Source organism: Rhodococcus artemisiae, assembly GCF_036327795.1.
GTDB lineage: Bacteria > Actinomycetota > Actinomycetes > Mycobacteriales > Mycobacteriaceae > Rhodococcus > Rhodococcus artemisiae.
Map to the genome: position 1 here is coordinate 206,762 of NZ_JAUTXY010000008.1, position 24,478 is coordinate 231,239.

Sequence of the window (24,478 nt, forward strand, 5' to 3'; positions counted from 1 at the left end):
CGGTGTCGCGCGACGTGGGCGGAGCCGATCCGCAGAAAACCCTGCGGATCGGCCCGTTCACGTTGCGCAACCGAATGATCTTTCCCGCCCACCTCACCAACTTCTCGTCCGGCGGCACGATCACCGAGCAGCACATCGCGTACTACGAGGCGCGTGCACGCGGCGGTGCGGCCATGATCATCACCGAGGAACACACCGTGCACCCCTCCGATCGGCCGTACGAAAAACTGATCCGCGGGTGGGATCCGGCGGTGCTTCCCGGATATCGGCGACTCACCGACACCGTGCATCGACACGGAACCCGAATCCTCGCGCAGCTCAATCACAACGGCGCACAAGGTAGCTCGATGTACACCGGACGTCCGCTGTGGTCGCCGGGAACGGATCCGGACCCGTTGTTCCGGGAAGTGCCGATGGCGATCGGTGAACCCGAGATCGCCGAACTCGTCGACGGATACTCCGACGTCGCGCGTCGATGCATCGACGGCGGATTCGACGGCGTCGAGATCCAATGTTCGCAGGCCTCGATCCTGCGTGCTTTCCTGGCGTCCGGTACCAATCCGCGCACCGACCTATACGGCGGCGATCTGCACGGACGTGCACGGTTGCTGCTCGAGGTGGTAGCTCGTGTCCGGGCCGAGATCGGGCCGGACCATGTGGTCGGGGTGCGGCTGAGCGGATACGACGGCACCGACGGCGGTATCGACGTCGACGACGCGGTGCAGGTTGCCCGGATGCTCGAGACCACCGGTCACATCGACTACCTCAACACCTCGGTGGGTGTCGCGACCGAAACTCTGCACCTCATCGAGGCGCCGATGTCGACCCCGCATGGCTATTCCCTGTTCGTGCCCAGCACGATCCGCGCCGCGGTGTCCCTGCCGGTGGTGGGTGTCGGGCGGTTCACGAGACCGGACCAGGTTCGAGCAGCCCTGTCCGACGGTGTGTGTGATCTCGTCGGCGCCGTGCGAGCCCAGATCGCCGATCCGGAGTTCGCGGGCAAGGTTCTTTCGGGCCTCGACGACGAGGTGCGCCCGTGTATCGGGTGCAACCAGGAATGCATCGGCCGCGTCGGTCTCGGCCGGTGGATCGGTTGCACCGTGAATCCGCGCGCGGGCCGGGAGTCGGTGCTGTTGCCCGAGGTGCGGTCGCCGGGCCGCAGAGTGCTCGTGGTGGGCGGCGGACCGGCCGGTCTACAGGCTGCGGCGACGGCTGCACATCGGGGACACGTCGTCACCCTGTGCGAGCGGGAGGCATCGCTGGGAGGCCAGGTTCGAGGTGCAGCAACGGCACCCCACCGCGCTGAACTCCTCTCGATGGTGACGAGCCTCGAAGCGGAATGCCTGCGGGCCGGTGTCGAGATCCGGACCGGTATCGACGTCGTTATCGCGGTTGTCGAGGAACTGCGACCCGACGCGGTGATCGTCGCGACGGGCGCGCGCCCACTCCGTCCCGCATGGGCAGGTGAATCGCAGCGGGTCGTCGATGTGCGCGACGTGCTCGAGGGTCGCGCGGAGCCGTCCGGCCGGATACTCGTCGTCGACGATCTCGGATTCCACGAGGCGACGTCGGTCGCCGAGCTACTCGCCGACCGCGGCTGCGACGTGACGGTGTGTACCCCCGGAATGATCGTCGGCCAGGACCTCGGCCTCACTCTCGACATGGACGGCTGGCTGCGTCGCGCACACGAGAAGGGCATCGGGATGGTGCCCGACGTGGCGGTCGCGGGGCTGGTGGTCCGCGACAACAGTCTCCATGTGTCGCTGGTCCATCACCCCACCGGGAAGACTCGGGTGCTCACGGTCGACGGAGTGGTCGTCGCGACGCACCAAGCGCCGGTCGACGAACTGTGGACAGCTCTGTCGGAGAGCGGGATCTGTGTGTCGCGAGTGGGCGATGCCGTGGCCCCGCGCCGCGCCCACGCCGCGATCCTCGAAGGCGACCGTGCGGCACTGGAGTTGGGAGTCTGACGTAGGTGTCGCGAATGTCGGTTTGTGTATCGAAATATGCGACACCTACTGTCATTTCTGACCCCAACAGTCGTGCCGTGGAGAAAACGTCAGACAGACAGTGCCGTCAGACAGACAGTGCAGCGTGGTGCCGACGTAGCGCCGGATCCGGGACGGGCACCGCGTCGATGAGCGCTCGGGTGTACGGCTCGCGCGGTGAAGTGAAGACCGCATCGACCGGACCGGTCTCGACGACCGCCCCCGACTGCAGCACCACGACGCGGTCGGCGACCTGGTGTACCACAGCCAGGTCGTGACTGATGAACAAGCACGCGAACCCGAGTTCGCGCTGGATCTCGGCGAACAGGTCGAGCACCTCGGCTTGCACCGAGACATCGAGGGCGCTGGTGGGTTCGTCCGCGATGAGCAGTCGCGGCGTCAGAGCCAGCGCTCGGGCCAGCGCGACACGCTGCCGCTGTCCGCCGGAGAGCTGATGTGGGAAACGGCCGGTGAGGGCCGCAGGCAGGCGCACCGCGTCGAACAGATCGAGAACACGCTTCCGTCGTTCTGCCGGGGTACCCACGGAATGCACGTCCAGGGGCTCCCGGACACTGGCTCCGACGGAAAGCCGCGGATCGAGTGAGGTAGCGGGATCCTGCTGCACGAACGCCACATCGCGACGTAGGGTGCGGAGCCGAGTGGCGGAGATGGAGGCCAGGTCCTGGCCCTCGACGGACACCCGCCCGGATGTCGCCTGCACGAGACCGATCGCGACGCGACCGAGAGTGGACTTGCCGGAACCGGATTCGCCGACGAGGCCGACCACTTCGCCGGCGTGCACGGTCAGGTCGACGGAGTCGACAGCGCGGAACGCCGCGGTGCCGCGCCGCGCAGGATAGGTGACGCCCACCTTGGCGAGATCGAGGACGACGTCCCCGGCGGGCTTCTCGGCAACAGTGGTGCTCGCGTGCTCGGGCAACCGGGGTACAGCGGCGAGCAGTGCCCTGGTGTACGGGTGCTCGGGCGCATCGAAGAGCGAGTGCGCCGTGTCGGTCTCGACGACGTTCCCGTTGCGCAGGACCACCACACGATCGGCGTGCTGGGCGACGACGCCCATATTGTGGGTGATGAGCAGGATGCCCATGCCTGTGCGCTCACGAATGCGACCGAGCAGTGCGAGGATCTCCGCCTGGACAGTGACATCGAGTGCGGTCGTGGGCTCGTCGGCGACGAGCAGATCGGGATCGTTCGCCAGTGCGAGCGCAATCGCGACACGCTGTTTCTGCCCGCCGGAGAGCTGATGGGGAAAGTGGTCGACCCGCTCGGCGGGCTCGGGGATCTCGACCTGTTCGAGAAGCGAGATCGCGAGTGCCCTCGCCTCGGAGTTCGAGACCTTCCGGTGTGCACGGATGGCTTCGCGTAACTGCCAGCCGATGCGGCGCACGGGATTCAACGCGCTCTGCGGTTCCTGGAAGATCAGTGCGACGTCGGACCCGCGACGTTGTTCGAGGTCCTTGTCGTCGGCGCCGATGATCTCGGTGCCGGCGAGGAGGATCGAACCTGTCGCGGATGCACTCTCGGGAAGCAGACCGAGGATCGCCCGCGCGGTCATGGACTTGCCTGATCCGGATTCGCCGACCAGCGCCACGACCTCGCCGCGCTCGATCTGGAGCGAGACATTGTCGACGGCGGGATGCCCGGTTCCGAAGTCGATGGTGAGGCCGGAGACGGTGAGCAGTGGTGTGGTCACGGGAAGGTCCTTGCTAGTGAGTGCGGCCGGTGTCAGCGGCGACGCGAACGGGCGGCCAGTGCTTGCGAGATCAGGAGCAGGCCGAGGACGAGAACGACCACCACGACCAGCGGACCTACGACGAACAACGGTGAGTGATAGGCGTTCTGGGTGCCCTCCTTGATGAGCGAGCCCAGGGACGGTGTGGGCGGCGTGATCCCGAGGCCGAGGAAGCTCATTGCACCTTCGATGAACACTCCGACAGACATCGCGAGCGCGAGCTGCACCGTGAGTGGTTCGAGGCAATTCGGGAGGATGTGCCGGCGCATGATCCATCCCTCATCGGCGCCGACGGATCGTGCTGCCTCGACGTACGGTGCCTGGCGCACCGTGAGGACCGATGTCCGCATCAGTCGTCCGAACACCGGGATCTCGGCGAGCACGATCACCGTGGCGATCGTCCATACACCCGGGCCGATCACCATCGCCAGAGCGATGGCCAGCACGATGGTCGGGAACGCGAGGATCAGATCGAACGCGCGCTGGACGAGCGTGTCGAGCCGGTCGTACCGGGTTGCGGCCAGACCGAGCAGCGAACCGAGCGCTGCGCCCACCGGAACTGCCAGGAACACGACTAGCAGGTCGATGCGGATGCCGTACAGGGTGCGGGAGAGGACGTCGCGGCCGACGGAGTCCGTACCGAGGAGATGTTCGCCGCCCGGCGGCTGGAGGGTGGCACCGGGGATCTGCTGGTCGGGGGCGAACGGGGAAAGCCACGGCGCGAGCACTCCGGCGAGGACCACGATCCCGACCAGGATCAGACCGGCGAGTCCGCGGCCGCGGCGAAGTGCGCTCCAGGCGCCGGCGCGGTCCGCGCCGACCGGGGAGAGTGGTTCAGTGGTGACAGTCGTAGTGCTCATGCCTTGTCTCCCAACCGGATTCGTGGGTCGAGTGCTGCATTGATCAGGTCGGTGACCAACTGGATGATCACGAACAGTGCCACCGAGAACAGCAGCATCACCTGCACCACCGGATAGTCTCGGCTCGAGATGGCGCGCTCGATGAGATGGCCGAGCCCAGGCCACGCGAAGATCGCTTCCACGAGTACGGCACCTCCGAGCAGGTGGCCGATCTGGATGCCGAGGACGGTGATCGATGCAGGAAGAGCGTTCGGGAGGGCCTGTGTGAGCACGATCCGACGCCGGGAGATGCCCAGAGCCCGTGCTGTCGTGACGTAGGGCTCCTCGAGTTGGGTGCGCAGCGATTCGGTGAGGAATCGCGTCAGAGAGGCCGCGATCGGCAACGCCAGGCACACTGCGGGCAGGACCAGGTACTGCGCCGAGATGCCGATGTCGTCGAGAAATCCCCTGCGGGGTGTGCCCCCTGCCGGCAGGACGGCCCACACGACACCGAAGAGAACCACCAAGGCCGCACCGGTGACGAAGTTCGGAATGGCGACGGCGACAGTGCCGAAAGTGGTCACGACGCTGTTCAGCCACTTGCGGTCCACGATCACCGACACGGTGCTCAGAGTCAGTGCCACGGCAACAGCGAGGACCAGGGCCGACAGCGCAAGAACGAGGGTGTTCCCGAGTGCATCGAGCAGGAGCGAACTGATCTCACCGCCGAGGATCAGTGACCTGCCCGGATCGAACGTGATGATCCCGGATATCCACGAGAAATACTGTGCAATGGGAGATCCGGTGAGTCCGAGTTCGGCGCGCAGGGCGTCGATCGCTTCCGGGGGTGCGTCCGGTCCCGCGAGGACCATGGCGGGATCGCCGGGGACCAGGCGGAGCAGCGCGAAGATCAGAACGGATCCGACGGCGAGGACGATGAGCGCGGAGGGAATCCGTCGCAGAGCGTAGTTCAGCATATTCGGTCACTCACTCAGATAAGTGTCGCTGAGGTCGAGCTCGGCCTTCTTCGACCAGTCGACGCCGTGGACGTTTCCTGACATGGCGAGCCAGTTCTCGGAGGCGAACAACTCGATGAGGAACGCGTTGTCGAGCAACTCGGTGTTGAGGACCTTGTAGGCGGCCTCGGCCTCTGCGCTGGTCGGATCGACGATCTGCCACGCGTTCGCGACGGCTGCCTGATAGTCCGGATCGATGAAGTTCGAGGTGTTCTTCTGCGCGTTGAACGGGTAGGCGCTGGTCGGCAGCGTCGCGGGCGTGTACTGCGTGTAGGTGTGGGCCGTGATCCAGAGCCCGCCGTAGGTTCCGCCGATCAAGTGTTTGAGATTGGTTGCCTGGTCCACCGGCTCGAGCCCGGTCTCGATCCCGGCTGCGGCGAGATCCGCCTGGATGATCTGCGCAACGGCCTCGGACTCGCTCGAGCCCGTCGTATAGGTGATCGGGATGACCGGGATGGCGCCGACTTCCGCAACCAGAGCCTTGGCTTTGTCGACGTCCTGGGCGTAGGTGTCGTTGAGGTCCGCGTCGTACGCGGGGGAGTAGTCGGGCCAGGGCAGACTGCCGACGGTCCCGTATCCCTGGTAGACGTCGGCGAGGATGCGATCGTTGTCCACCGCGTAGGCGATGGCCTGACGAACCCGGACGTCGTTGATCCCGGGTGCCTGGACATTCGCGCCGATGTACCAGTTACGTTCCACGCCGACCTGATCGACCAACTGATAGCGGGTGTCGCTCTCGAGCTGTTCGGCGTCGCGCGGAGCTATCGCGAGCAGCAGGTCGAGCTGCCCGGAGCGCAGCTGGGAAACTCGTGTCTGGGCATCGGGGATGACGAGGTATTCGACGCCGTCGAGGTGAGGCGCGCCGTCCCAGTAGTCCTCGTTGGCTTCGAATGTCATCGACGTACCGGGTTTCCACTCCACGAAGCGGAACGCTCCGGTGCCGATGTATCCCGAACCGGCGTCGAAGCCGGCCATGGAGTTCTCGTCGATGATCGGCACGATGTCGAGCAGATCGAGGATGTTGCTCGCCGGCTGCGAGAGCGTCAGGGTGAGGGCGTGCGGGTCGGAGGTGTCGTACTCGGTGATCAGCCCGGCAGTACTTGCGAGCTGACCGGCCCGCATGGGGTCCGCGTACGTGCGAAGACTGAACTCGACGTCCGTGGAGGTGAACGGTCTCCCGTCGTGGAAGGTCACGTCGGGTCGCAGCGTGAGGGTCACCGACCTGCCGTCGGGCGAGATCTCCCACGACTGCGCCAGCGCGGGTTCCGGTTCCAATCCTTCGGGGGGATAGCTGATCAGGGTGTCGTAGACCAAACCGGTGAGGGTCGCCTGCGCCATGGCTCCCGAGTACAGCGACGCCGGGGTCAGGTCGCCGGCGTCGCCTATCCGGAGCACACCGCCCTCGGTGACCTCCGCGCTTCCGGCCTCCGTCGCGGCCTGGTCGACCGCCGAGGTACATCCCGCAACGGCGAGGACACCGGCGAAGGACAGTGCGATCGCTCCGAGCATGGAGCGGCGCCGAAGGTGTGCGGGGCGGCTGAACACGGAAGGTTCCTTTCGGGAGCGGTTCCGGTCACTCATGAGGGGGAGTGACCGGATCCGAAGGGGACGAGGTGAATCAGGATTCGAAACCGGGGAAACGGTCCGGGGTGTCGACGACGGAGAAGTGCGAGGCGTCGCCGGTGATGATGCGGCTGGCTTCGCCGTCGACCGAGACGGGGACATCGCCGGCCACGGTCACTCGGTGGACGCTACGCTTGTGGTCGCCGTAGTCCGCGATGCCGTAGTGCTGGGTGGCGCGGTTGTCCCAGATGACGAGGTCGCCCGGCGTCCAGGCCCACCGTAGGGTGTTCTCGAGCTTGATGATCCGCTCCTGCAGGAGCTGGTAGAGGGCGGTCGACTCGGAGCTCTTCAGTCCGACGAACTTCTTGACGAAATGGCCGAGCACGAGCGACTTCTCACCGGTCTCGGGATGGACACGAACCACCGGATGTTCGGTCTCGAACACCGTACGGGTGAAGTTCTGCATCGTCTCGTTCGTTCGTGCAGTGATGCCCTGCTTGTCGGCGTGCACCCCGGCGTAGTCGTATTCGTTGCTGTGGACCGCCCACAGGTTGTCCACGAGTGCCTTCAACGGAGCGGGAAGCTGCGCGTACGCGGCGGTCGTCGACGCCCACGTGGTAGCACCGCCGTAGGGCGGGATCTCGACGGCACGGAGGATCGAGGCCTTCGGGATCCGATCGATGAAGGTGACATCGGTGTGCCAGCTGTTTGCAGCGCCCTCGAGGATCAGGGTCCGGTTGTCCTCCGAGGTCAACGTCGGGTGTGTGGTGGTCGGTGTACCGAGCGTCCCGGCGAACGCGTACTGGATCTCGTCCGTGAGGTGATGCTGGCCGCGGAAGACGACCACCTTGTTGGCGGCGAGTGCATAGCGCACGGCGTATGCGGTGTCGGCCGAGATATCGCCGGAGACATGTACGCCTTCGATGAGCGCGCCGATGTTCTCACCGAGCTTGGTGACGGTGATCCCGCCGGCCGCATAGATGTCGGTGGCGGTGCTGGGACGGGTTTCGACGGTGGTCATGTGCATCTCCTCGTGTGATGTGAAGTAGTCGATGACGGGGTCAGCGGGCGGCGGCGGGTGCCTCGGGGGCCGCCTCGATGCGATGGATGCGGCGCGGCTCGTCGCCGTAGTCGTAGATCGCGTTGTGCTGGACGAAATGGTTGTCCCAGATCGCGATGTCGCCGACCTGCCAGCGGCGACGGACCGTGAATTCCGGGCGGATCGAGACCGATACGAGGAGTCGAAGAAGCGCTTCACTCTCGTCTGTGGACAACTCGTTGATGTGAGAGGTGAACAGATCGTTGACGAACAACGCCTCGCGGCCGGTTTCCGGATGACGGATCACCAGGGGGTGCGATGCTTCGGTCGCATCCGGCCGGGGGGAGATCCGATGTGTTGCGGTCAGACCGTACAAAGCTTCGCGGATCGGGGCAGACAGCGCTTCGAGCGCGGCGTACTGGTTCGACCACAGCGTGTCACCACCTGCCGAGGGCAGCACCTGCATGTGCAGGATGGAGAACCGCGACGGCGCGGCCCGCCACGAGACATCGCAATGCCAGCGATTCGCTTGATAGGCACTCCCATTGTCGGTGCCGATGACGCTGATCTCGCGATAGCCCTCGGACTCGAGGTTTGCCAGATACTGGTGCGGATACACGATTTCGCCGAAATGCTGCGAGAAGGCCCGGTGGACGGCCGGGTCGACACCCTGGCCCGGGAAGAACAACACACAGTGCCGAGTGAGCGCGTCCTCGATCGTGCGGACGTCTGCGTCCGTGAGCGAGTTCAGACGCAGTCCGTGGATCTCGGCGCCGATGGTCCCGGTGAGGGGCACAACGGTCACTGTGGGTTGTTCGAGCGTGGTCATCGGTCGGGCCTCTCGACGCATGGCGGTGGTTCAACGAGGGTCAAAGTAATTCCGAAAAATTAAGTTGGGTACGCATACGATCGGTGTGCGTCGAAGGGTTTACACAGGGTGAGTGATCCGGTAGAGCTACGGATCCGACAGGTCCGTTCCGCGGCGTATCGCCGCACGACTTCAGACTCGGGGTGGATGCTCGTGACGAGCCGACGTGGCCGGTACAACTCGGGGCAAGAGACACGACTGCTACTCGTCGAGACGGCCGAACGGCTGTTCGCGATACGGGGATATCACGCGGTGACACTGGCAGACGTCAGGGTCGCCGCGGGCCAGAACAACGCATCGGTCGTCAGGTACTACTTCGGCTCGAAGGAGGGTTTGCTCACCGCAATCCTGGATCATCGCCTCCCTCGGATCAGCGCCTATCGCGGCGAATTGATCCGTGAATGGGTCGCGGTCGGCGCGACATTCACTGCCCGGGATGCCTTGTGGTGTCTCGTCGAGCCTCTGGCGGACAGCGTCCGTCGTGGCGAGTACTACGTGGCCCTGCTCGACAGGCTCCTCGAAGCGGAGATCATCGGCGAGACCTTCACCGCGGCTGACCCAGGTGGCACCGCGAGTGGATTCGAGATCGACCGGGTACTGCGCGGCGTTATCGACGATATCCCGGAAGATACACGGAGACAAAGGATTATCATGGTTTACACGAGTGTTCTCGGAACGCTCGCGCAGTACGCCCGCACAGGAACCGAACTGGCGCCGACCGAGTTGCCCGCCCTTGTCGATGCGTGGGAGGGACTACTCTGTGCGCCGACGTCCGAGGAGACCCGCGAAATTCGGGCCCTGGCGGGGCGGTAGCGCCGATCAGTCGAGCGCGCGCACCATCGCGATGCGTGGCCACCGCCCGATGTTGCGTGCCCGCTCGTCCGCGAGGATCGCCCCCAATTCGGGTGTGAGGCGGGTATCGTCCACGTTCTCGAAGCCGAGTCGCTCGTAGTACGGGGCGTTCCACGGGACGTCGCGGAAGGTGGTGAGTGTCAATGCGGCGCAACCGCGATCACGTGCCCCTGCCGCGGCATGGTCGATGAGTGCTCGACCCACTCCGCGTCGCGCGGCATCCGGATGCACCGACACCTGTTCGATATGGAGTCCGTCGTCGACGTCTGCAGCGACGAGATATCCTATCGGGTAGTTCTTTTCGTCGATGGACACCCAGCATCGGCCGGCATCGAGATAGGTTCGGAGCTCAGCGATCGTGGGCGGTTCGTCGTCCGCCACCAACGACATCCCGATGTCGGCGAACGGTTGCCCGGCGGCACGTTCGATGTCCTGCAGGGCGGGCAGCTCGTGCTCGGTTGCACGGCGGATCGGCGGCAGGTCCTTGCAGAAGTACAACGCCACTTCTGTGTCGGCATAGTGACCGTAGCGCTCGGGCATCGGATCGTATCCGGCGGTCGCGTACATCGCGATTGCTTCGGGCTGCTCGATGCCGGTCTCGAGTACCATACGTCTGCGGCCCGCGTCGGCCGCCGTGCGTTCCAACGCATCGAGTAGCCGCCGTGCGATGCCCCGACGCCGTGCATCGGCCCGCACGTACATGCGCTTGATCTCGGCGTCGCCGTCGCGCAGCCCTCGGGACGCGGAACTGTGGGCGCGCCAGCCGCCGATCCCCACGGGTCCGTCGCCGAGTCGTGCCAGTAGGAAGAGTCCGTTCGGCTCGGTGAACTCGTCCGGTTCGAGGACGGTGTCGTCCGGTCCCCCGTAGCGGCGGGTGTATTCGAGCTGGACCTCGTCGATGAGTGTCTGGACTTCCGGGTCGTCGAGTGGTCGAGGTTCGATCTGCACTCGGGGGATCGTACTCACCGGCGGATGCACCCGGCGCACATACCGCGGTCTTGAAGAATAGATCACCCCTGGTCATCGGCCGGGTGTGGCGACGATCGCACCACCGCCTAGCATCGGAGCGGTGACAGGGGAGCTTGCCAACGCCTACTGGCCGGACGTCGAATCCGGCTCGGTCACGGTCGCCGTACCCGTGGGTGCATTCGAACAGCACGGTCCCCACCTGCCACTCGACACCGACACCCGCATCGCCGTGGCCGTCACCGAAGCCCTGCCCGGCGTCGCGCTCGCCCCGCCGATCGCCTACGGTGCGAGCGGCGAGCACGAGGGATTTCCGGGCACCGTGTCGATCGGCGCCGACGTCGCGAAGGCGATGTTCGTCGAGTACGGGCGCTCGGCGTGCCGGTGGGCGCATCGGGTGCTGTTCGTCAACGGGCACGGCGGTAATGCGTATCCGCTGGCCGAAGCCGTCGCGCTGCTGCGCTACGAGGGTCGGGACGTCGCATGGTTGCCGTGCGCAGTACCCGGGGCCGACGCTCATGCGGGCATCACCGAGACGAGCCTGATGTTGCACCTCGCCCCCGACACGGTCGATATGAGCCGTGCCGCAGCGGGTGCAACCGAACCGCTCCGCACTTTGATGCCGCGGCTGCGCGAAGCCGGTATCGTTTCGGTGTCTGCGAACGGTGTGCTGGGTGATCCGGCCGGATCAACCGCCGAACTCGGGGCCGACTTGTTCGCGAATCTGGTGGCGCGGGCGACCGCGCAGGTCGCCCGGTGGCAACCAGGGACGGAGGGGAGACTTCGGTGAGTCAGGCGACATCACCTCGGGTTGCGCAGACCCGACTGGCCAGGCTTCCCGATGGCTTCGGGGTGCGTATCGATCCACGGGTACGCAAGTTCGCTGCGGGCCGTGTCCTGATCGGCGGTTCGCCCACGCGGATGCTCAAGCTCGCGCCAGCGGCCGCGTCCATGATCGACGGAGATTTCCTGAAGGTCGTCGATTCGCAGACGGCGGTGGTAGCGAGGCGTCTGCTCGACTCCGGGGTGGGAAACCCCCGTCCCGCCGTGCTGCCGTCGACGTCCGACGTCACGGTGGTGATCCCCACCAAGAACAACGAGGCAGGCCTGCGACGACTGCTGGAAGCGTTGCACGGGCACGAGGTCATCGTCGTCGACGACGGCTCCGACACTCCGATCAAGACTCCCGAAAAGGGCAAGGTCCGTGTGCTTCGGCACGATGTGTCGCGAGGGCCTGCCGCCGCCCGGAACACCGGATTACGTGACGCTTCAACGGAATACGTGGCGTTTCTCGACTCCGATGTTGTGCCGCGGCTCGGGTGGCTCGAGGCGGGTCTCGGACACTTCAGCGACCCGGCGGTCGCACTCGTGGCCCCGCGCATCGTCGCGCTCGATCCGGACAACGGTGCGCTCGGACGGTACGAGCACGCGCGATCGTCACTGGACCTGGGGCGGCGCGAGTCCGCGGTGATCGCCGGCGGTCCTGTCTCCTACGTGCCCAGCGCTGCTCTGCTCGTGCGCCGTCACGCGCTCGAGGCGTGCGGCGGATTCGACGAGTCGATGCAGGTGGCGGAAGACGTCGACCTGTGCTGGCGACTGCAGACCGACGGATGGCGGCTCAGGTACGAACCCATCGCACGGGTCGCGCACGACCATCGGACCAAGTTCCGGAACTGGATCACCCGCAAGGCGTTCTACGGCACGGGCGCTGCCCCACTGGCCGAGCGACATCCCGGGTCGGTGCCCCCGATGGTGATGTCGATCTGGACTCTGCTTGCCTGCCTCGCGCTGGCGACCCTCACCCGGATCGGTGTGGTGGGCGCGCTGCTGACCCAGGTGGTGACGCTCGTCCGCCTGCGCCGGATGTTCGCCGAACTCGATCAGCCGACACGGATCGCCGCGGTCCTCACCGCGCAAGGGTTCGCCGGTGGTCTGTGGCAGGTCGCGTCGGCGGTGTGCCGGCACTACTGGCCGGTGACCGTGGTCGCGTCGCTGTTCTCGTCGAAGGTTCGACGAGCTGTCCTGGCTTTTTCTGTGGCCGAGGGTATCTGGGACTGGATCGGGCATCGTGAGGACGGTGGGATCGATCCGATCCGCTACGTGTTCTACAAGCGACTCGACGACCTCGCCTACGGCGCCGGCCTGTGGAAGGGTGCGATCGACGCCCGCGATCCGTCCGCGTTGATCCCGGACATCCGGAACTGACATGCTGCCGCAGCATGCCGACGTGGTGGTGGTCGGTGGTGGCAGCAGCGGCAGTGTGGTCGCCGCGCGGCTGAGCGACGATCCCGGTCGTTCGGTGTTGCTGCTCGAAGCCGGACAGGGATACGAACCGGGGCCCACGCTTCCGTCGGAGTTGCGTGATGCTGCACTGATCCCGGTCGGACCCGGCAGTGAGTGGACCGCAGCCTATTCGGCGCACCTCACGGAAGGACGCGACGCGACCGTGGTGCGTGGCCGGGGCCTCGGCGGTTCCGGAGCCGTCAACGGTGCGTACTTCATCCGTGCACGCCCCGGCGATTTCGAGCAGTGGCCACGATCCTGGTCGTACAACGAGGTACTCCCGTACTTTCGGGCGATCGAAACGGACGCCGACTTCATCGGTGGGATACACGGCAGTGACGGCCTCATCCCGGTCATGCGCACGCCGCCCCACCGGCTCCACCCGGTGTCCGCCGCATTCCACTCCGCAGCTCTGGCGTCGGGGCACCACCCGGTCGACGACCTCAACGCACCTGGACCGGTGGGGGTCGGCCGTGTGCCGATGAACGTGCGCGACGGCGCGCGCCACGGTCCCGGGCTCGCCTACCTCATGCCTGTGATGGGCCGACCCAACCTGTCGGTGCAGACCGGAACGAAGGTCGTTCGGATCGTTCTGTCGAAGCGGCGCGCGACCGGCGTCGAGGTCGCCGACGGTGCGAGTGTCCGCCGGATCGAGGCGGGGCGCGTCGTTGTGTGTGCGGGCGCGGTGTGCTCACCGCAACTCCTGATGCTGTCGGGAATCGGCCCCTCGTCGCACCTGCGGAGCCTGGGAATCGACGTCGTCCACCCTCTTGCAGGAGTAGGTGACGGATTCAGTGACCACCCGGAAATCGCTGTGCCGTACCGATACCGGGACGTGGTTCCCACGCCGGCACCCCTCCTGGAAACGGTGCTGCACACCGACGCGCTCGAATTCCGCGCGTATACGGTGCCGTTCGGGACGGCGATACCCGGTAGCGGTGTAGTCGACCCGGTGCTCGGCGTCGTACTCACGCGCCCCCGCAGCCGCGGAAGCGTGATCCTGAATCCACAGGATCCGTCGATGCCGCCCGTTCTCGACTACCGCTATCTCGCGCATCCCGACGACCGTGCCGCGGTGCGCGGCGGTGTCCGCACCGCAGCCGATCTTCTCTCGGGCATGACGGAGGTTGTTGCACCCGGCAGTGTCGCGGTCGAATCCGGGAGGGGCGAGCCGAGCGACGCGTGGCTCGTTTCCCACCTCGGGACATCGCTGCACCTGTCCGGTACGTGTCGTATGGGGGACGACGAGCACTCTGTGGTCGACGAGAGATGCCGAGTCCACGGCATAGAAGGACTGAGCGTCGTCGACACCTCCGTGTTTCCCGAGGTGCCGAGCCGGGGCCCGCATGCGACGGCAGTGATGCTCGCCCACCGCATCGCCGTCGAATCGAGCTGAACCGGCCACACACTTATGATGTGATTCGGACTACAGTGGCCGCATGGAGGACGCCGCCAGATGACCGATCGTGGGACCGCGACGACCAACCCCTGGGTGGCGCTGCGCCCGGGTGAGGATGCAATTGCGCATGCGCGGACGGTGCTCCGCGCGCACGGCACGATCGTCGGCGCATCCGGGGGACGGCGGCCCGACGGAGTGCGGTCGGTGGTGCACGACTCCTGGCTCCGCAGCCTGCAAAGAGGAATCGACCCCGATCTGGTCGCGCAGCCGGCTCTGCTCTCAGGTCATGAGCTCGAGCAGTACCGTGTCGGTCATCCGATGGCGCTGATCCGTCCGGTCGTGCGCAAGCTCCTCGTCGAGGATGCCGCCGACAGCGGACTCCTTGTCGCCATCAGCGACGAACAGGGCCGGCTGCTGTGGGTGGAGGGTGATCACAGCGCGCGCGACCGCGCACAGACCATGAGCTTCGTCGAGGGTGCGGACTGGAGCGAAGATCGCGTGGGCACCAATGCTCCGGGAACCGCTTTGGCGCTGGACCATTCGGTGCAGATCTTCGCGGCCGAGCATTTCAACCGCACCGTGCACGAATGGAGCTGCTCGGCAGCGCCCGTCCACGACCCGACCAGCGGGCGGATCCTGGGGGCCATCGACATCACCGGCGGCTCGCGGGTCGCGGTCCCGGAAGTCCTGCAGCTGGTCCGCGCGACCGTGGTGGCGGCCGAAGCCGAACTTCGGCTGCACATGATGACCTCGCCGCACCTGTTCGCCTCATCGGCCCCGCGACTCGACACATTCGGCTCCGGCCGGCCGACACTCCGCACCGGCGGTGAGCAGACATACCTGTCACAACGGCACGCCGAGATCCTGCTGATCCTGGCCGATCATCCAGAAGGGCTGAGCTCGGACCGGCTCGCAGTGCTGCTCGACGAGAGTGAACTCGACTCCGTCACGATCCGGGCCGAAATGTCCCGTCTGCGGAAAGCGCTCGGACCGGAGCATCTCGGGTCGCGGCCGTATCGGCTGCTCACCGAGCTCGACACGGACGTCGCGGAAGTGCGCCGTGCGCTCGATCGTGGTGACGCCGCGTCGGCCGTCCGTATCTACAGCGGCCCGGTGCTGCCCGGCTCCGACGCGCCCGGTGTCGAGGAGATCCGGGACGACCTGCGCACCCGGCTGCAGGCGGCGCTGTTGCGTGGCGGTGATTCGGATCTGCTCGCTCGGTGGACGGCTTCGATCCACGGGCGCGACGACCTGGCGGCGTGGTCGGCCTATCTGACCACCCTCGCCCCGGCTTCCGCGCAGTACGCGCAGGTGAAAGCGAAGATCGATCGCCTGGACAGGCAGCTCGCAACGTAGTTGCAACCTTTGTGTTCGTAGTGTTCCGAATCACACAAGATTCGAACCTCGACGCAACAGGAGATGCACAATGACCGTGTACGCCCGCCCCGGTTCGCCCGACGCCATCATGTCCTTCCAATCCCGGTACGACAACTGGATCGGTGGTCAGTGGGTGGCACCGGTGAAGGGGGAGTACTTCGAGAATGTCACCCCCGTGACCGGCCAGGTGTTCACCGAGGTCGCCCGGGGCACTGAAGAGGACATCGAACTCGCACTCGACGCCGCCCACGCCGCCGCACCGGCATGGGGCAAGACGTCGCCCGCCGAGCGTGCCGTGATCCTCAACAAGATCGCCGACCGCATCGAGGAGAACCTCGAATCGATCGCGCTGGCCGAGTCGTGGGACAACGGCAAACCGATCCGCGAGACTCTCAACGCCGACATCCCTCTCGCGATCGATCACTTCCGGTATTTCGCGGGTGCGATTCGCGCGCAGGAGGGTTCGATCTCGGAGATCAACTCCGACACGGTCGCCTACCACTTCCACGAGCCGCTCGGCGTCGTCGGCCAGATCATTCCGTGGAACTTCCCGATCCTCATGGCCGTGTGGAAGCTCGCCCCCGCCTTGGCCGCCGGTAACGCGATCGTCCTCAAGCCGGCCGAGCAGACGCCCGCGTCGATTCTTCACCTGGTCTCGATCATCGGCGACCTGCTGCCCCCTGGTGTGCTGAACATCGTCAACGGGTTCGGTGTCGAGGCCGGCAAGCCGCTTGCGTCGAGCCCTCGCATCCGCAAGATCGCCTTCACCGGCGAAACCACCACCGGGCGCCTGATCATGCAGTACGCGTCGCAGAACCTCATCCCCGTCACGCTCGAGCTCGGCGGCAAGAGCCCCAACATCTTCTTCTCGGACGTCCTCTCGGCGAACGACGACTACCAGGACAAGGCACTCGAGGGCTTCACGATGTTCGCCCTCAACCAGGGCGAGGTGTGCACCTGCCCGTCGCGTGCTCTCATCCAGCAGGACATCTTCGACGATTTCCTGTCGCTCGCGGCCGTCCGCACGAAGGCGGTCAAGCAGGGCGACCCGCTCGATACGGACACGATGATCGGTGCCCAGGCGTCGAACGACCAGCTCGAGAAGATCCTGTCGTACATCGAGATCGGCAAGAGCGAAGGCGCCAAGGTCATCACCGGCGGTGAGCGCGCCGACCTCGGTGGAGATCTGTCGGGTGGCTACTACGTGCAGCCGACCATCTTCCAGGGCAACAACTCGATGCGTATCTTCCAGGAGGAGATCTTCGGGCCAGTCGTGTCGGTCACATCGTTCAACGATTTCGACGACGCGATCAAGATCGCCAACGACACGCTCTACGGTCTCGGTGCCGGTGTGTGGTCGCGCGACGGCGGCGTCGCCTACCGGGCCGGTCGCGAGATCCAGGCGGGACGGGTGTGGACGAACACCTACCACCAGTACCCGGCACATGCCGCGTTCGGTGGTTACAAGCAGTCCGGCATCGGTCGCGAGAACCACCACATGATGCTCGATCACTACCAGCAGACGAAGAACCTCCTGGTGTCCTACGCGCCGAAGGCCCAGGGCTTCTTCTGATCGAAGACCCCGGCGCCTGTCACGTCTCGACGTGGCAGGCGCCGGTTCCATTCGCCCGACAGACCCGTCTGCCGGCAAGAGGAGGTTCACATGCCCGCTCCACTTCGTGTGGTCGCGACCGCGAGCGCCGTCGATCTGCTCCGGCGATTGTCGAGCCGGAACGGGTCGCTCATGATGCACCAGTCCGGTGGCTGCTGCGACGGCTCCGCCCCGATGTGTTATCCCGACGGCGACTTCATCGTCGGCGACCGCGACGTGCTGCTCGGTGTCCTCGATCTGCGACTCGCGGTGGGGGAGACCGCTCCCGATCTGCCGTCCGGGAAGGACGCGGTTCCCGTGTGGATCTCGGGTTCCCAGTTCGAGGCGTGGAAACACACGCAACTCGTCCTCGACGTGGTGCCCGGACGCGGGTCCGGATTCAGCCTCGAGACTCCGGACGGTCTGCGGTTTCTCAGTCGCGGTCGTGCGTTCGCCCCGGCCGAACTCGCCGAACTCGACAGGGTCGCAACGCTGTCGGGTCGCGACTGGGCCGCCGGAATCCGCCCCGCACCCGCTACCGCACCGCCGGTCGTCACCGAGGCTTCCGATGCCTGCCCGGTGCCGCCGAGAAAGCCCTAGCCCGAACAGTGTGATTCCGTATGCCGCGGGGCGTCTCCGCGCCACCACAGTTCCCGCGTCACCACAACTCTCCTGCGCATCGTGTGTTCCTCCAGCATCTTGTGGGCCGAGTTCGTCCGACGCGTCCCCACCCGACGCTCGAGTCCGTTGCGCTCCTCCTACGCCGCTCCACAGCAGTACGCTCGACTGGAGTGGCTCCGTCCGTAGTTCGAAAGAGGGCAGTCATGTCGTTGACAGATCCGGCCGCCGGCCACCTCGGCGCGCATCACGACGGTGCCGACTTCCACGAGGAGTCGCGCGCGTATCTCGAGAAGCGGACCCTGCGCAAGGGGTCCGCCGGGTGGGTACTCCTGGCCGGTCTCGGCGTCAGCTATGTGATCTCCGGCGACTACGCCGGCTGGAACAACGGCCTGGCCGAAGGCGGGTTCGGCGGATTGCTCGTTGCCGCCGTCGTCATCGCGGGCATGTACCTGGCGATGGTTCTTGGTATGGCAGAACTCTCGTCCGCGCTGCCGGCCGCCGGCGGCGGCTATACCTTCGCCCGCCGCGCTCTTGGGCCCTGGGGCGGATTCGCCACCGGCACTGCGATTCTCATCGAATACTCGATCGCCCCAGCGGCGATCGCGACGTTCATCGGGGCGTATGTCGAATCGCTGAATCTGTTCGGTATCACCGATGGTTGGTGGGTGTATCTCGCGGTGTACGCGGTGTTCATCGGTATCCACCTCACCGGCGCCGGGGAAGCGCTCAAGGCGATGTTCGTCATCACCGCGATCGCCCTGGTCGGTCTGGTCGTGTTCGCAGTCTCCGCGTTCGGGTTGTTCAATTCCGCACACCTGACCGACATCCCGGTGGACCCCTCGGCCGTCGGCGCCTCGGAGTTCCTGCCGTTCGGGTTGTTCGGCATCTGGGCGGCCGTGCCGTTCGCGATCTGGTTCTTCCTCGCTGTGGAAGGAGTCCCGTTGGCAGCAGAGGAGGCCCGTGAGCCGGAAAGGAACGTGCCCAAGGCATCATCACCAGCATGTTGCTGCTCGTGGTCACAGGCGCTACCGTTCTGTTCCTCGCGACAGGTGCGCTGGGCGCGGAGGCCCTCTCGACATCCGGTAACCCGCTCGTGGAGGCACTCGGCGACACCACCGGCGCCAAAATCGTCAACTATATCGGCCTGGCCGGCCTGGTCGCCAGCTTCTTCTCGATTATGTATGCATACTCGCGGCAGACGTTTGCGCTCTCGCGCGCCGGGTATTTACCCACGAGTTTGTCGGTGACCAACAAGCGCAAGGCCCCGATGCTGGCGCTGATCGTGCCCGGCGTCATCGGCTTCGCGTTGTCCCTCACCGGTGAGGGTGCCATGCTGCTCAACATGGCGGTGTTCGGTGCGGCCGTGAGCTATGTGCTGATGATGGTCAGCCACATCGTGCTGCGCGTGCGCGAACCCCATATGACCCGGCCGTACCGCACGCCCGGCGGTATCGTCACGACGTCGTTCGCGCTGGTGATCGCGGCGGCGGCAGTGGTCGCAACTTTCCTGGTCGATCCCATCGCTGCCCTGTGGACTCTCGGTGCCTTCGCTGCGTTCATGGCCTACTTCGGTCTCTACAGTCGGCATCGGCTGGTCGCCAATTCCCCGGACGAGGAGTTCGCGGCCCTGGAGAAGGCGGAGGCGGAACTCGAATGACGACCTACACCCAGCATCTTGCCGGCACCACCTACGCTTTCGACGGAATCGTCGAGCTGCTCGCCAAGGCCACCCCGCTGCGCTCGGGAGACGAACTCGCCGGGTGCGCCGCCGAATCGGACGCCGAACGGGCCGCCGCGCAGTGGGCGCTGGCCGACCTGCCGCTCGATACGTTCCTGCACGAGTTGGTGGTGCCGTACGAGGACGACGAGGTCACGCGGCTGATCATCGACTCCCACGACCGGCACGCCTACCGGGCGGTGGCGCACCTGACGGTCGGCGGTCTGCGGGACTGGTTGCTCGAGACCGCTACTCGGTCGGACGCTGCCGAACGGCTCGCGGCGGTGTCCTCGGGTCTGACACCGGAGATGGTGGCGGCGGTCAGCAAGATCATGCGCAACCAGGATCTGATCGCCGTCGCCCGCACCAGGACGGTCACAGCGGCCTTCCGTACCACGGTCGGAGCGCCGGGCCGGTTGGCGACGCGACTGCAGCCCAACCATCCGACCGACGATCCGCGGGGTATCGCCGCAGCTACGCTCGACGGGCTGCTCATGGGGTGTGGCGACGCGGTGATCGGCATCAATCCCGCCACGGACTCGCCGCAGGCCACCGCGGAGCTGCTACACCTGCTCGACGAGATCCGGCTGCGGTTCGACATCCCGGTGCAGTCGTGCGTGCTTTCGCATGTGACGACGACGCTCGGCCTCATCGAGGGCGGGGCACCGGTGGACCTGGTGTTCCAGTCCATCGCGGGCACGGAGGGCGCCAACTCCGGGTTCGGCGTAAACCTCGGATTGCTGCGTGAGGCGAACGTCGCCGGGAAGGCGCTGGCGCGCGGCACGGTCGGCGACAACGTCATGTACCTCGAGACCGGGCAGGGGTCGGCGCTGAGTTCCGGCGCGCACCTGGGCACCGATGGGCGCCCGGTCGACCAGCAAACCCTCGAGGCCCGTGCGTACGCCGTCGCGCGTGACCTGCAACCGCTGCTGGTCAACACCGTTGTCGGGTTCATCGGCCCCGAGTACCTCTATGACGGCAAACAGATCATCCGGGCCGGCCTCGAAGACCACTTCTGCGGCAAGCTGCTCGGTCTGCCGATGGGCGTGGACGTGTGCTATACCAATCATGCCGAGGCCGACCAGGACGACATGGACACCTTGCTCACGCTTCTCGGTGCTGCCGGGGTCGGGTTCGTCATCGCCGTACCCGGGGCGGACGACGTCATGCTCGGCTATCAGAGCTTGTCGTTCCATGACGCGCTCTACGTGCGGCGGGTGCTCGGACTGCGCCCGGCCCCCGAGTTCGAAGCGTGGTTGCAACGCCTCGGTATGGCCGACGAGCGGGGCCGAGTGCTGCCCGTCGATTTGTCCGGTTCGCCGCTGCGTGCTCTGGCAGGTGTGCGATGAGTGCCGCGGACTCGTCTGCAGCGCAACCGAATCCGATGGATCCATGGAGCGAGTTGCGATCGACCACCCAGTCCCGGATCGGCCTGGGCCGGGCCGGGGACGCTCTGCCGACCCGTCGCGTCCTCGAATTCCGGGTCGCGCACGCTGCTGCGCGTGACGCGGTGCATCTGCCGTTGGACGTCGCGGCGTTCACCTCCGCGGTGGGCGACGTCGGACTCGGCAAGCCGTCGGTGGTGCGCAGCCTCGCCGCCGACCGCGGACAGTATCTGCGCCGTCCCGACCTCGGACGTGCTCCCGCCGATCTCGATGCGATCCGCAGGGCTGGGGCGGACGTGGGTTTTGTCCTCGCCGACGGTCTGTCACCGCGGGCCCTGATGGATCACGGTGCGCCGCTGCTCGCCGCGATCGTGGCAGAGTTGCCGGGGCACTACACGCTTGCGCCGCCGGTGGTCGCCACCCAGGCGCGGGTCGCGCTCGGCGATCACATCGGTGCGGCGCTCGGAGTGACGACCCTCGTGATGCTCATCGGGGAGCGGCCGGGCCTGTCGGTGGCCGACAGTGTAGGTATCTACCTGACCCATCGCCCGCAGCCGGCTCGGACCGACGCCGACCGCAACTGCATCTCCAACGTCCACCCGCCCGACGGGCTCGGCTACGTCCAGGCGGCCCGAGTGGTCGCCGGCCTGGTCTCCGGTGCTCGCCGGCTCGGTCGCTCGGGTGTGGACTTGAAGGATACCTCGCGTGCCGCCGCCATCGGCACGGCCGAAGCTCTCGAACTCTGATCCCGGAACCGGGCACGCGCCCGATGGCCCGGTTCACGAAACCCGGCTTGCGCGAGCCTGTTTCAGTCCGGCTCCGGATGAGATTCGCTGGTGCTCGACGAGAAGGTGGAATGCCGGTGGTGGCGACGCGTTCACCGGGCATGACCAGTGGTCCACACGGACGTGTCCAGCACAGCGACCAGGGTCGATCCGGTATATGGGGTCTGACCGTCCACTGCACATCGCGCGCGGGCAGAATTGGGCGGCGGGCCCGGCCGGGTCCGGGCATGGTGCGTGGGACGGTAGGGTCCGCGCGGAGTGGCCCCTGCGGGGCCGGTGGGAGTGAATGATGGCCTTCGCGGGCAACGTGGACGAGTTGGCACTGCTGCAGACGGTGCGGTTGAAGAAGCAGGTCACGGCGGAGGTGCTGGCTGCTCACCTCGGTGTGTCGGTGTCGTCGGGGCAGGCCGCGCTCGCGGCGCTCGTCGAGCAGGGCAAGGCCGTGTCGTCCGACGGCGGTGTCGCGCTGACCGACAAGGGGTTTGCGGAATTGAGCGACCAGCTCGATGCGGAACGGGTGTCCATCGACGAGGACTCCATAGCGGACCTGTTCGAGCAGTTCGGCCCGCTCGACGAGACTCTCTCGAAGTTGCTCGAGGACCCGGACGCCGACGGCTTCCTCGATGCGCTGATCGGCATCGACCGGAAGGCTCAGAACCTGTTCGACGACGTGTCCGCCTTCGTTCCGCGTCTGTCGCGGTACCAGGACCTGTTCGCGGAAGCGCTCGAGAAGATCAAGGGCGGCTCGCTGGCGTGGGCGACCGCTGGCAACATCGATTCGTACGCGACGGTGTGGCGGGAGATGCGCGCAGAGCTCGAAGGCGCATCCGGGAACTGACCTCAGAAAGTAGTTCGTTCGGCACACTATGTGGTGTGATTCACAGCCACCCCCTTTCGGGGGTGGTGAGAGGGTGAGGCGGATCACTAGTTTTCCTCCCAACCCGCGGCGACGTATCCGACCGCGGTCAGGACGGACAACGGAGGATCCACGTGACCACTGTGTCGACACCCGGGGCAGGTGAGCCCCCAGTGGAGCAGGCGGTGGGCGCCGGGCAACCCGGCCCCGCCGCTACAGCACGGCCCGGCAACACCGGAGGACCGGGCATACGCCGTGTCGCTATCGCGAGCTGTATCGGCACGACGATCGAGTTCTACGATTTCTTCATCTACGGCACCGCCGCAGCGCTCGTGTTCCCCACGGTGTTCTTCCCTGCGCTCGGCGCTACCGCCGGCACGGTGGCGTCGTTCGCAACGTTCGCGGTGGCGTTCGTCGCCCGTCCTGTCGGAGCCATGCTCTTCGGTCACTTCGGTGACCGCATCGGCCGCAAGAAGACGCTCGTCTCGACCCTGCTCCTCATGGGCATCGCGACCCTGCTCATAGGCCTGCTTCCCGGCGCCGAGACCATCGGCGTCGCAGCTCCGATCATCCTGGTGCTTCTCCGGTTCGTTCAGGGCTTCGCGGTCGGCGGTGAATGGGCGGGCGCCACACTGCTGACCGCCGAATACGCCCCACCGGGCAAACGCGGCCTCTATGCGATGTTCCCGCAGCTCGGTCCCGCTATTGCGTTCGCCCTCTCGAGTGGAACCTTCCTCTTCACCGGGCTCGCGCTCGGCGACACCAACGAGGCGTTCCTCAACTACGGATGGCGGATCCCGTTCCTGTTCAGCATCGTTCTCGTCGCGATCGGCCTCTACATGCGCCTCGCGATCGAGGAGACACCGGTGTTCCGCGCCGAGACAGAAGCACGCGCCGCCGAGCCCGAGCAGAAGCGCACCCTGCCCTTCCTGGACGCACTGCGCCACCAGACGAAGGAAATTCTTCTCTCGGCCGGTGCTCTCGCGATCATGTTCGCGTTCTTCTACATGGGCACCGCCTACCTCACGAGCTACGCGACGTCGACGCTCGGCTTCGACCGGCCGTTCGTTCTCACGGTGGGAATCGCATCATCGGTGGTCTTCGGTGCGGCGATCGTGCTGTCCGCGCTCTACTCCGACCGGTTCGGCCGGAGGCGCGTGATCATGGTGTCGTGCGGATTCTCCGTCGTCTGGGCACTGGCACTGTTCCCGCTGCTCGATACGGGTTCCCCGGTTGCATTCGTCGTGGGAATGATGGTCACCCTCGCGATCTTCGGTATCGCCTACGGCCCATGCGGTGCGCTGCTGCCCGAGATGTTCCACACCCGGTATCGCTACACCGGCGCGGGTCTCGGGTACAACCTCGCGGGTGTGCTCGGCGGCGCCATCCCGCCGATGATCGCCGCCCCGCTCGCGGCTGCGTACGGCGGTATCGCGATCGGCGTCATGCTCATGGTGATCGGTCTCGTGAGCTTCGTCTGCACCGCGGCCCTCGTCGAGACCCGCGACCGAGCGCTCTAGGAGCGGGCGCCTTCCCCGACGTCCTCGGGGAAGGCGCATTCTGTCGTCGGCAGCTGTCCAGAA

At 66.3% G+C, this 24,478-nt stretch carries 19 protein-coding genes and 1 pseudogene; 13 read left to right on the top strand and 7 right to left on the bottom strand.

What is annotated here, in order from left to right; translation table 11 throughout:
* Positions 1–2 precede the first annotated feature (2 nt).
* The gene (locus Q7514_RS18480; protein WP_330134711.1) at positions 3–1,970 is read left to right on the top strand and encodes a mycofactocin system FadH/OYE family oxidoreductase 2; all 1,968 of its coding nucleotides are present in this window, start codon (positions 3–5) and stop codon (positions 1,968–1,970) included.
* Positions 1,971–2,076: 106 nt separating this feature from the next.
* Here Q7514_RS18480 and Q7514_RS18485 read toward each other — a convergent pair whose 3' ends face one another.
* From Q7514_RS18485 to Q7514_RS18510, 6 genes are all read right to left on the bottom strand, one after another.
* Positions 2,077–3,699: an ABC transporter ATP-binding protein gene (locus Q7514_RS18485; RefSeq protein WP_330134712.1), complete on the bottom strand. Its 1,623-nt coding sequence runs from the start codon at positions 3,697–3,699 to the stop codon at positions 2,077–2,079.
* A gap of 32 nt (positions 3,700–3,731) precedes the next feature.
* Positions 3,732–4,598 carry an ABC transporter permease gene (locus Q7514_RS18490; protein WP_330134713.1) on the bottom strand — a complete coding sequence of 289 codons (867 nt, stop codon included), beginning with the start codon at positions 4,596–4,598 and terminating at the stop codon, positions 3,732–3,734.
* Complete coding sequence (locus Q7514_RS18495) at positions 4,595–5,554, bottom strand: ABC transporter permease (RefSeq protein WP_330134714.1); 960 nt, start codon at positions 5,552–5,554, stop codon at positions 4,595–4,597. Before Q7514_RS18495 ends, Q7514_RS18490 begins: the two co-directional genes overlap by 4 nt.
* 6 nt (positions 5,555–5,560) lie before the next feature.
* The gene (locus Q7514_RS18500; RefSeq protein ID WP_330134715.1) at positions 5,561–7,138 is read right to left on the bottom strand and encodes an ABC transporter substrate-binding protein; all 1,578 of its coding nucleotides are present in this window, start codon (positions 7,136–7,138) and stop codon (positions 5,561–5,563) included.
* Positions 7,139–7,211: 73 nt separating this feature from the next.
* On the bottom strand, positions 7,212–8,177 hold the full coding sequence (locus tag Q7514_RS18505; protein ID WP_330134716.1) for a TauD/TfdA dioxygenase family protein: 966 nt from the start codon (positions 8,175–8,177) through the stop codon (positions 7,212–7,214).
* Positions 8,178–8,217: 40 nt separating this feature from the next.
* Positions 8,218–9,024, bottom strand: coding sequence for a TauD/TfdA dioxygenase family protein (locus Q7514_RS18510; RefSeq protein ID WP_330134717.1), 807 nt, complete (start codon positions 9,022–9,024; stop codon positions 8,218–8,220).
* 186 nt (positions 9,025–9,210) lie between these two features.
* Here Q7514_RS18510 and Q7514_RS18515 point away from each other — a divergent pair, with 186 nt between their 5' ends.
* Positions 9,211–9,876, top strand: a complete 666-nt coding sequence (locus Q7514_RS18515; RefSeq protein ID WP_330134718.1) for a TetR/AcrR family transcriptional regulator — start codon at positions 9,211–9,213, stop codon at positions 9,874–9,876.
* A gap of 6 nt (positions 9,877–9,882) precedes the next feature.
* Here Q7514_RS18515 and Q7514_RS18520 read toward each other — a convergent pair whose 3' ends face one another.
* Positions 9,883–10,863 (bottom strand): GNAT family N-acetyltransferase, encoded by a 981-nt coding sequence (locus Q7514_RS18520; RefSeq protein ID WP_330134719.1) that lies wholly within the window; start codon positions 10,861–10,863, stop codon positions 9,883–9,885.
* A 121-nt stretch (positions 10,864–10,984) separates the two neighbouring features.
* Here Q7514_RS18520 and mftE point away from each other — a divergent pair, with 121 nt between their 5' ends.
* From mftE to Q7514_RS18575, 11 genes and pseudogenes are all read left to right on the top strand, one after another.
* Positions 10,985–11,671, top strand: a complete 687-nt coding sequence (mftE, locus tag Q7514_RS18525) for a mycofactocin biosynthesis peptidyl-dipeptidase MftE (RefSeq protein ID WP_330134720.1) — start codon at positions 10,985–10,987, stop codon at positions 11,669–11,671.
* Positions 11,668–13,086 (top strand): mycofactocin biosynthesis glycosyltransferase MftF, encoded by a 1,419-nt coding sequence (mftF, locus tag Q7514_RS18530; RefSeq protein WP_330134721.1) that lies wholly within the window; start codon positions 11,668–11,670, stop codon positions 13,084–13,086. Before mftE ends, mftF begins: the two co-directional genes overlap by 4 nt.
* Before the next feature lies 1 nt (position 13,087).
* Positions 13,088–14,560, top strand: coding sequence for a mycofactocin dehydrogenase MftG (gene mftG, locus Q7514_RS18535; RefSeq protein ID WP_330134722.1), 1,473 nt, complete (start codon positions 13,088–13,090; stop codon positions 14,558–14,560).
* A 60-nt stretch (positions 14,561–14,620) separates the two neighbouring features.
* Positions 14,621–15,919, top strand: a complete 1,299-nt coding sequence (locus Q7514_RS18540) for a sigma-54-dependent transcriptional regulator family protein (RefSeq protein ID WP_330134723.1) — start codon at positions 14,621–14,623, stop codon at positions 15,917–15,919.
* Positions 15,920–15,989: 70 nt separating this feature from the next.
* A complete protein-coding gene (gene adh / locus Q7514_RS18545; RefSeq protein WP_330134724.1) occupies positions 15,990–17,513 on the top strand; it encodes an aldehyde dehydrogenase in 1,524 nt (507 codons plus the stop codon).
* A gap of 90 nt (positions 17,514–17,603) precedes the next feature.
* Positions 17,604–18,131: a DUF779 domain-containing protein gene (locus tag Q7514_RS18550; protein WP_330134725.1), complete on the top strand. Its 528-nt coding sequence runs from the start codon at positions 17,604–17,606 to the stop codon at positions 18,129–18,131.
* 224 nt (positions 18,132–18,355) lie between these two features.
* Positions 18,356–19,809 (top strand): annotated as a pseudogene (gene eat / locus Q7514_RS18555) (ethanolamine permease).
* A complete protein-coding gene (locus tag Q7514_RS18560; RefSeq protein WP_330134726.1) occupies positions 19,806–21,218 on the top strand; it encodes an ethanolamine ammonia-lyase subunit EutB in 1,413 nt (470 codons plus the stop codon). The pseudogene eat and the gene Q7514_RS18560 overlap by 4 nt, the downstream one beginning before the upstream one ends.
* Positions 21,215–22,000: an ethanolamine ammonia-lyase subunit EutC gene (gene eutC, locus Q7514_RS18565; protein ID WP_330134727.1), complete on the top strand. Its 786-nt coding sequence runs from the start codon at positions 21,215–21,217 to the stop codon at positions 21,998–22,000. Before Q7514_RS18560 ends, eutC begins: the two co-directional genes overlap by 4 nt.
* 328 nt (positions 22,001–22,328) lie before the next feature.
* Positions 22,329–22,877: a hypothetical protein gene (locus tag Q7514_RS18570; protein ID WP_330134767.1), complete on the top strand. Its 549-nt coding sequence runs from the start codon at positions 22,329–22,331 to the stop codon at positions 22,875–22,877.
* Between the two features lie 152 nt (positions 22,878–23,029).
* A complete protein-coding gene (locus Q7514_RS18575; RefSeq protein ID WP_408016129.1) occupies positions 23,030–24,415 on the top strand; it encodes an MFS transporter in 1,386 nt (461 codons plus the stop codon).
* The last annotated feature ends 63 nt before the right edge of the window (positions 24,416–24,478 follow it).